At 69.6% G+C, this 7,573-nt stretch carries 7 protein-coding genes and 2 riboswitches; of the genes, 3 read left to right on the top strand and 4 right to left on the bottom strand.

The features are described from left to right. Nucleotides 1-45: 45 nt before the first annotated feature. From ABD327_RS25515 to ABD327_RS25530, 4 genes are all read right to left on the bottom strand, one after another. A complete protein-coding gene (locus ABD327_RS25515) occupies nucleotides 46-843 on the bottom strand; it encodes a CHAP domain-containing protein (protein ID WP_344453470.1) in 798 nt (265 codons plus the stop codon). An 11-nt stretch (nucleotides 844-854) separates the two neighbouring features. After that, nucleotides 855-1,007: riboswitch (cyclic di-AMP (ydaO/yuaA leader) on the bottom strand. 87 nt (nucleotides 1,008-1,094) lie between these two features. Beyond that, on the bottom strand, nucleotides 1,095-1,577 hold the full coding sequence (locus ABD327_RS25520) for a C40 family peptidase (protein WP_344453472.1): 483 nt from the start codon (nucleotides 1,575-1,577) through the stop codon (nucleotides 1,095-1,097). Between the two features lie 86 nt (nucleotides 1,578-1,663). Then, nucleotides 1,664-1,861, bottom strand: a riboswitch (cyclic di-AMP (ydaO/yuaA leader). A 390-nt stretch (nucleotides 1,862-2,251) separates the two neighbouring features. After that, nucleotides 2,252-3,217, bottom strand: coding sequence for a C40 family peptidase (locus tag ABD327_RS25525; protein WP_344453474.1), 966 nt, complete (start codon nucleotides 3,215-3,217; stop codon nucleotides 2,252-2,254). Nucleotides 3,218-3,382: 165 nt separating this feature from the next. Next, nucleotides 3,383-4,651 (bottom strand): NYN domain-containing protein, encoded by a 1,269-nt coding sequence (locus tag ABD327_RS25530; RefSeq protein WP_344453476.1) that lies wholly within the window; start codon nucleotides 4,649-4,651, stop codon nucleotides 3,383-3,385. A 101-nt stretch (nucleotides 4,652-4,752) separates the two neighbouring features. Between ABD327_RS25530 and ABD327_RS25535 the strand changes: the two genes are divergently transcribed. Genes ABD327_RS25535 through ABD327_RS25545 form a run of 3 tightly spaced genes read left to right on the top strand, consistent with a single transcriptional unit; the run spans nucleotide 4,753 to nucleotide 7,557 of the window. Next, nucleotides 4,753-6,492: a DEDD exonuclease domain-containing protein gene (locus ABD327_RS25535; protein WP_344453478.1), complete on the top strand. Its 1,740-nt coding sequence runs from the start codon at nucleotides 4,753-4,755 to the stop codon at nucleotides 6,490-6,492. Beyond that, nucleotides 6,479-7,231, top strand: coding sequence for a rhomboid family intramembrane serine protease (locus ABD327_RS25540; protein WP_344453565.1), 753 nt, complete (start codon nucleotides 6,479-6,481; stop codon nucleotides 7,229-7,231). Before ABD327_RS25535 ends, ABD327_RS25540 begins: the two co-directional genes overlap by 14 nt. Before the next feature lie 41 nt (nucleotides 7,232-7,272). After that, a complete protein-coding gene (locus tag ABD327_RS25545; protein WP_344453480.1) occupies nucleotides 7,273-7,557 on the top strand; it encodes an Lrp/AsnC family transcriptional regulator in 285 nt (94 codons plus the stop codon). Nucleotides 7,558-7,573 lie beyond the last annotated feature (16 nt).

Here is a 7,573-nt window from a genome sequence, read left to right on the forward strand (position 1 = left end):
GACCGCATCGGAAACCGGCATACCGGGGCTCTCGAGGGCTGGTGATCAGCGCGCGAACTCGGGGTAGCCGTAGCCCACGATCTGGGAGGCCTTGCGGTCGCGCTCCAGGACCGCGTTGCCGGTGTTGCCTTCGATGGTCTTGACCGTTCCGCCCTTGACGTCGGTGACGATGCCGACGTGGACGATGCTGTCCAGGCTCTTCTTGCCCTGCCAGTTGAAGAAGACGATGGCGCCCTTCTTCGGGGTGGTGCCCCAGCGGTCCTGCTTCTTGAACCACTTGGCGTGCGCGATGGTCCAGGCGTCCTGTCCGACGGTGTCCTTGGTGCCGGTCTCCTCCGCGACCCAGGAGACGAACATGTTGCACCAGGCGGCCCTCAGGTAGGAGTTGCGGCTGCCGCCGTCGCGCTCGACGGTCTCGGCCGCGCGCGCGGTCTTGGAGTACCACTCCTGGAACTTGGTCTTGCCGGAGCCGTCCTCGCGGATGCCCAGCTGGGTCTTGGCCTTCTTGATGAAGTCGTCGGCGGAGGCGCTCTTGCCGACCTTCTTGCCGGTGTCGGACTTCTCGCTCTTCTCGGCGGACTCGTCGCGGCTCTCGGAGCTCTGCTCGGTCCGCTCGGCGGCGTCGGTGTTCTCGAAGGTCCCGCCGGTGGTCAGTCCGTCCAGGACCAGGCCGGTGTGCAGGGAGGCGGCGCTCACGGTGCCCTTGCCGGAGCCGCTCGTCTCGGGGAGGGTGTTGGCGTTCGCGGCGACCGCGAAGGTGCTGGCCAGGGTGGTTCCGGCGAGCAGACCGCCCGCGATCTTGGCGGTCAGGGAGACGTTCTTGCGGTGGTGACGACCGGTCATGTGCTGCTCAACTCCTGTTTCCATGCCGCCTACCGGGTTAGCTGACGGATTCGGGCCTGGAATAGCCCTACGACGGCTGGCCGTCGATTCACCCCGTGCCGGTCTGTGCGACCGGCGGTTGGTTCCCCGGCTCCGCTTCACAGCGGACTCGGCGGGAGGACGGTCCCCCGGAGGGGACCAGTCCCGCGTCTGACTTGTCGGATGGTCCTGCTGGGCGGCGGAGCGGAGGTTTCTCCGCCGCCGCGAGCCGCCTAGTAAGGCCGGACGGCTCCGTTGAAGCTCTGCTTGCGGTACTTGTCGAGAAGCACCTGTCGGACGTGGTCACCGGTGCGCGGCGCGTGGATCATGTAGACCTTCTTGCCGGTCACCTTGGAGACGATGCCCATGTGGCTGCGGCCGCCGTAGAAGAAGACCAGATCGCCAGGGGCGAGGTCCTTCCACTTGACCTTGTTGCCGACGCCGCTGTAGATGGCTCCGGTCGTGCGCGGCAGCTTCACGCCCGCCTTGCGGTAGACGTAGCCCGCCAACCCGGAGCAGTCGAAGGAGTTGGGGCCGGTCGCGCCGTACACGTACGGGCTGCCCTTCTTCTTCTTCGCCCACTTCAAAGCCTTCTGGGCGACCTGCTGGCGATGGGACCAGGACTTCTTCTTCTTGACCTTTTTGGTCTTCTGAACCGTCGTGGCGCTGACCGCCGCGGCTTCCGCGGGGGCCGGTACGGCCACTACGGGAGTCATGACTGCGGCTGCTGCGAGCAGGCCGGTGGCCAGCTGCTTACGACTTACAGAGGGCAGGCGGATGCCAAGATTGCGAGACAGGGGAATCTCCTTCTTCCTGACGCCTACCGGGTTAGCTGACGGGTTCGGACAGGAAGGTTCGTCCTACGGTCGGCTGCCTGACTGCGCAGCCTTCCGATTCACCCCGCCGAACACATGGCCCACACCCTTTGGGGGTGGTGCGGGGTGTGTTCGGATTGGGTCCCCGGCTCCGTGTGCGTACACGGACTCGGCGTTGCCTTCTCGGACGAGGGGACGCGATGGGGCCCCGGACGGAACCCCTGATGGCTCCGTTGATCGTCGGAAGGACGCGGATGGACTTGTGACGCCGACTCGAGAATCACTGTCCTACGCTTCACTGCGCGGCTCGGGTGTCTGCCACGACACCGGCTCTCGGATCAGTTGATCGGCTTAGATCACAGCATGGCGTCTGGAGAACGCCACCGGTTGGCAACGTTCGGATAACGTCGCGCTTCCATGAAGGTATCAAAGAAACCAGGAAAGGCAAATGCCCAGCAAAGTAAGGAAAGCCCAGGTGAAGCGGGCTTTAACGGCCGGGTGACACAGGTCTCACCGGTGGTGACAGGCCTCTGACCGGGGCATATCCGCCTGTTACAGGGGTGTTTCGGGGGGTTCTAGGGACGCCCGCCGCCCACGAAACGGCTGCGGTAGTAGCCCTCCGTGATGCTCACTACTTCCACGTTCTTCCCGGTGCGCGGGGCGTGGATCATCTTGCCGTCGCCCACGTACATGCCGACGTGGCCGAGGCCGCTGAAGAAGATGAGGTCACCCGGCTGGAGGTCCGCGTAGGAGACCCGCTTGGAGGAGGTCAAGGAGTACTGCGCCGCGGCGTTGTGCGGCAGGGAGACGCCCGCCGCACCCCATGCCCGCATCGTCAGGCCGGAGCAGTCGAAGCCGGTCGGGCCCGCGCCGCCGTAGATGTAGGGCTTCCCGAGCTGCTTGTAGGCGTACTCCAGGGCCGTCTTGGCCGAACCGGTGGCCGGGCCGCTGTAGTTGCCGCCCTGCGGGGTGGCCGTGGTGGAGGGGGTGTCCCCGCCCAGCCGCTGCACCAGCGAGCGCTGCTTGGTGATGGCCTTCTCGATGACGCTCTTCTGCTGCCTGAGGTCCTTGGCCTTGGCGTTGACCTTGTCGTAGGACTCCTGGGCGTGGCCCTTCTCGCGCTCCACCCGCTGGGCGGCGTAGAGGAAGTCCTTGATCTTGTCGCCCCGGTTCTGGGAGACGTGCGAGAAGATCGACACCTGGTCCAGCACGGTCTGCGGGTCGCCGGAGGACAACAGCGCCGAGACCTCGTTGACGTCACCGGTCTTGTAGGCGTCCGCGGCCATCTGCACCACGCCGCGCCGCGCGTTCTCGTAGGCGAGCGTCTCGCGCTTGGCGGACTTCTTCGCCGACTCCAGCTTCCGCTTGGCGACCTTGAGCTCGCCGTTGACCTTGTTGAACCTGTCGACGAGCTGCTCGACCTGCTGGTCGAGCTTCTCGAGCTTCTTCTGGGCGGCCGCCCGCGACGGCTCGGCGGGCAGCGCCTGAACGGCTCCGGGAATGCTCCAGGAGGCGGTGAGCACCAGGCAGACTGCGGCCATGCGGCGGATCTTCGGACGAGCACTGGCCACGGCGGGGGGCGACCCTTCTGGGAATTCTGTTGTCGCCGTTGACCTTAGTGAAGGCGGGGGTCTTCCTCAACCGAAACCCCTATAAATCACGCGTTTCTCAGAACCTTCACCGTCTTCGCAGGCACGGCCTCGAACTCAGAAACGTCCCAGCCGCTTGAGCAGCAGCGTCGCGGTGGCCGTCCGGCCCCCCGCGCGCCGCGCCGAGGCCGCCACCTCCTGGTCGGAGGAGACCACCACGAAGGGCCGGCCCGGGGGCTCGGCCCGCACCAGCTCGGCGATCAGCTCGTCCGCGATCTGGCCCGGCCGGCTGAAGAGCACCCGCACCCCGCGCGGAGCCTGCACCGCCACCGGACCGTCCAGCGAGGCGCCGTCGAACACCACCGTGATCTCCGCCTGGGTCTGGGAGTACAGCCCGCCCAGCCCGTTCACCAGCCTGCTGCGCTGGTCGGCCAGCGGCAGCTCGCCGTAGCCGGTCTTGGTCACGTTGTAGCCGTCGACGATGAGGTGCACCTGCGGGACCGTGAGCAGCTCGTTGAACTGCTGGGCGTCCTGCTCCGAGAGCGAGCGGCCCGGCGGGGCCGCGGCGGCCGCCGCGGCGGCGCTCACGTGGTCGGCGGGCTTGGAGATCACCGAGGGCAGGTTCAGCTCCCTGCGCACCCCCTGGGCGGCGTCCACCAGCGTGTCGAGCAGCAGCCTCAGCCGCACGTCGGACAGGCTCCGGCCCTCGCGGGCGGCCTTGCGGCCGGCCTCCAGCGCCGTCTCCGCTGAAGCCAGCCTGGCCCGCAGCGTCTTGACCTCCTTCTCCAGGCCGCTCTGGGAGGACAGGTGCTCCTCCCGCTCGGCGGCACGGCCGCGCTCCAGATCGGCCAGCCGCTCGGAGGCCGTCCTGGCCTGCCGACGCTCCTCATGGATCTTGCGCCGCAGGTCGGCGATCTCGCCCCTGGCGTCCTTGAGCTCGCCGCGCAGCCTGTCCAGCTCCTCGCCCCGGGTCGCCCTGGCCGCGGCCAGCTGCTCCTTCAGCTCGGCGACCGTCCGGGCGGCCTCGGCCTCGTGGGAGGCCTTCAGCGAGCGCTCCAGCTCGGCCCGCGCCGTCTCCACGTAGGACGTCCAGCCCTCGGGGCGCAGCAGGTAGGCCAGCGCCGCCAGGCGCACCGGATCCGCGGCGGCGGGCGGCTCCCCCGCCTCCAGGGCCGCCACCAGCTCCGGCTGCCCCTCGCGCAGCGGCACCGTCACCCTGGCCCGGAAGTCGGCGTTGCGCTCCAGCTGGGCGGCGATCGGCACCGCGCCCTGCCTGGCCCGGCTCTGCGGGCGGAACTTCGCCACCTGCTTCAGGGGCACCGGGATCTCGTCGGCGGGAAGCCTGCCGAGCACCTCCGCGGCCGCCTCGACCACATACTGGCGCACCGCTTCGGGAAGCGGCTGCCTGAGGCTTTCGTCCGAGGTGATCGTCCTGCTCCTTTCCGTGTGTACAGATTTTGTCACACGGGAGGCCTACGGTGCCGGGCATGCGTTCCGTTCAAGGCAGCCTCGACGATCTCGGCACCCCGCTCGGCGAGGTGACCTTCGTCGTGGTCGACCTGGAGACCACCGGCGGGTCGCCCGCGGACTCCGGGATCACCGAGATCGGGGCGGTCAAGGTGCGCGGCGGCGAGATCGTCGGCGAGCTCGCCACCCTGGTCGACTGCGGGCTGCCGATCCCGCCCCACATCACCGTCCTGACCGGGATCACCCGGCAGATGCTGGTGGGCGCCCCTCCGGTGGCCGAGGTCATCCCCACCTTCCTGGAGTTCGCCCGGGGCTGCGTCCTGGTCGCCCACAACGCGCCCTTCGACACCGGCTTCCTCAAGGCCGCCTGCGCCCGGCTGGGCCACCCGTGGCCCGCCTTCACCGTGCTCGACACCGTCGACCTCGCACGGCGCATCCTCACCCGGGAGGAGGTGCCCAACCGCAGGCTCGCCACCCTCGCCCGGTTCTTCGGGAGCCCCGCCGAGCCCAATCACCGGGCGCTGGCCGACGCCCGCGCCACCGTGGACGTGCTGCACGGGCTGTTCGAGCGGCTCGGCGCCTTCGGCGTCACCTCCCTGGAGGAGGCCAAGTCCTTCGCCCGCGCCCCCTCCCCCCAGCAGCAGGCCAAACGGCACCTGGCCGACGACGTGCCGTCCGGGCCCGGCGTGTACTTCTTCGAGGACCACCGGGGCGACATCCTCTACATCGGCAAGAGCGGCGACCTGCGCACCCGCGTCCGCTCGTACTTCACCGCCGGGGAGACCCGCAAGCGCATCCGCGAGATGGTCGGCGTCGCCGAACGGGTGCGGACCGTCCCCTGCGCCACCGCGCTGGAGGCCGAGGTCCGCGAGCTGCGGCTCATCGCCGAGCACAAGCCGCGCTACAACCGCCGCTCCAAGTTCCCCGAACGCGCCCTGTGGCTGAAGCTCACCGACGAGGTCTTCCCCCGGCTCTCCGTCGTGCGCGAGTGCCGCGACGACGGCTGCGCCTACATCGGGCCCTTCTCGTCCGGGCGGGTCGCCGAGCAGGCGCGCGAGGCCCTGCGGGAGGCCACCATGCTGCGCCAGTGCGCCCAGCCGCTCACCCCCCGCCGAATCGCCGAGGGCAAGGCCTACTCCTGCGCCCTGGCCGAGCTGGGCCGGTGCGGCGCCCCCTGCGAGGGCCGTGAGGGCCCCGAGGAGTACGCCCTGCACGTCGGATCGGCCCACGGGATGATGACCGGCGACGTTCAGCCCGTCGTCGCCGCGATGCAGGGCCGGATCGAACGGCTCGCCGCCGAACTGCGCTACGAGGACGCCGCCGTCCAGCGCGACCGGCTCGCCGCCTTCCTCCGGGCCGCCGGACGGTTCCAGCGCCTGTCCTCCCTGGCCGGCCTCCCCCAGCTCGTGGCCGCCCGCCCCGCCTTCGACGGCGGCTGGGAGCTGGCCGTCGTGCGGTACGGCAGGCTCGCGGCCACCGGCGTCATCCCGCCGCACGCCACCGCCTACGGGCCCTACGTCGAGGCCTGCACGGCCACCGCGCAGACGGTCCTGCCGGAGCCCGGCCGCCTCTACTCCGCCTCCGGCGAGGAGATGGAGTGCCTGCTGCGCTGGCTGGAGTCCCCCGGTGTCCGGCTCGTGCTCGTGGACGGCGTGTGGACCTGCCCGGCGGGCGGCGCGGAGCGGCTGCGGGCGTGGATGGAAGGTGCTTATCAGGAGCCGAAGCCCTACGCTGGCCGTCGTGGCGATGCCCCTGTATGACAACCAGCCGACCCGGCGGGCCCCGCTCGTCACCTACGCGCTCATCGCGCTCAACTTCCTGATCTTCCTGATGACGCCGATGGCGACCTTCGGCAACTCCTACGACAGCCAGCGCGCGCAGATCTGCGACCAGGCCGTCTTCATCCGGGAGTACGGAGCCATCCCCCAGGAGCTCACCGACAACGAGCAGATCCCGCTGCCGGGCGCCGTGGTCGCCTCCTGCTCCCTGGAGCAGACGGAGATCTCGGGCAAGAACCCCTTCCTCTCCGCCTTCAGCTCCATGTTCCTGCACAGCGGCTGGGTGCACCTGCTGGGCAACATGATCTACCTGTTCGTCTTCGGGCAGGCCACCGAGGACAGACTGGGCAGGCTGCGCTTCCTGCTCTTCTACCTGGGCTGCGGCCTGGTCGCCGCCTACGGCTTCGCCATCACCTACCCCGACTCCACGGTGCCCCTCGTCGGCGCCTCGGGCGCCGTCGCGGGCGTGCTGGGCTCCCACCTGGCGATGTACCCGCGCTCGCGCACCATCGCCCTGGTCTCCGGGATCATCCCGTTCCGGCTGCCCGCCTGGGTGCTGCTCGGCCAGTTCTTCGTGCTGCAGTGGCTCAGCCTCGGCGCGTCCGACGGCGTCGCCTACGTGGCCCACATCTACGGCTTCGTCGCGGGCGTCCTCCTCGGGCTGCTGGCCCGCTCCCCCCGGGCCGCCCGCCGCGCCGCCGCCCTGCCCGGCCGCCGTTAGGCTCGAAGGACCGCGAAGTCGCCTTCAGAGGAGGATCCGCCTTGATAACCGCAATCGTGCTCATCCAGACCGAGGTGGACCAGATCAACCAGGTCGCCGAGGAGATCGTGAAACTGGAGGGCGTCAGCGAGGTCTACTCCATCACCGGCGACCACGACCTCCTGGCCATGGTGCGGGTGAAGCACCACGACGAGCTGGCCGAGGTCATCCCCGGACGCATCAGCAAGGTCCCCGGAGTCGTGCACACCGACACCCACATCGCCTTCCGCACCTACTCCCAGCACGACCTGGAGTCGATGTTCTCCCTGGGCCTGCCCGGCGAGTAGCCGCCTCCCCCCGGAC

This window comes from Actinocorallia aurantiaca, assembly GCF_039533685.1.
GTDB classification, from domain to species: Bacteria; Actinomycetota; Actinomycetes; order Streptosporangiales; family Streptosporangiaceae; genus Actinocorallia; species Actinocorallia aurantiaca.

Excerpts from the sequence above, each read along its gene's own strand:
- ABD327_RS25535 (WP_344453478.1), top strand. The coding sequence starts at position 4,753 with ATGCGTTCCGTTCAAGGCAGCCTCGACGATCTCGGCACCCCGCTCGGC.
- ABD327_RS25540 (WP_344453565.1), top strand. The coding sequence starts at position 6,479 with ATGCCCCTGTATGACAACCAGCCGACCCGGCGGGCCCCGCTCGTCACC.
- ABD327_RS25525 (WP_344453474.1), bottom strand. The coding sequence starts at position 3,217 with ATGGCCGCAGTCTGCCTGGTGCTCACCGCCTCCTGGAGCATTCCCGGA.
- ABD327_RS25515 (WP_344453470.1), bottom strand. The coding sequence starts at position 843 with ATGACCGGTCGTCACCACCGCAAGAACGTCTCCCTGACCGCCAAGATC.
- ABD327_RS25520 (WP_344453472.1), bottom strand. The coding sequence starts at position 1,577 with ATGACTCCCGTAGTGGCCGTACCGGCCCCCGCGGAAGCCGCGGCGGTC.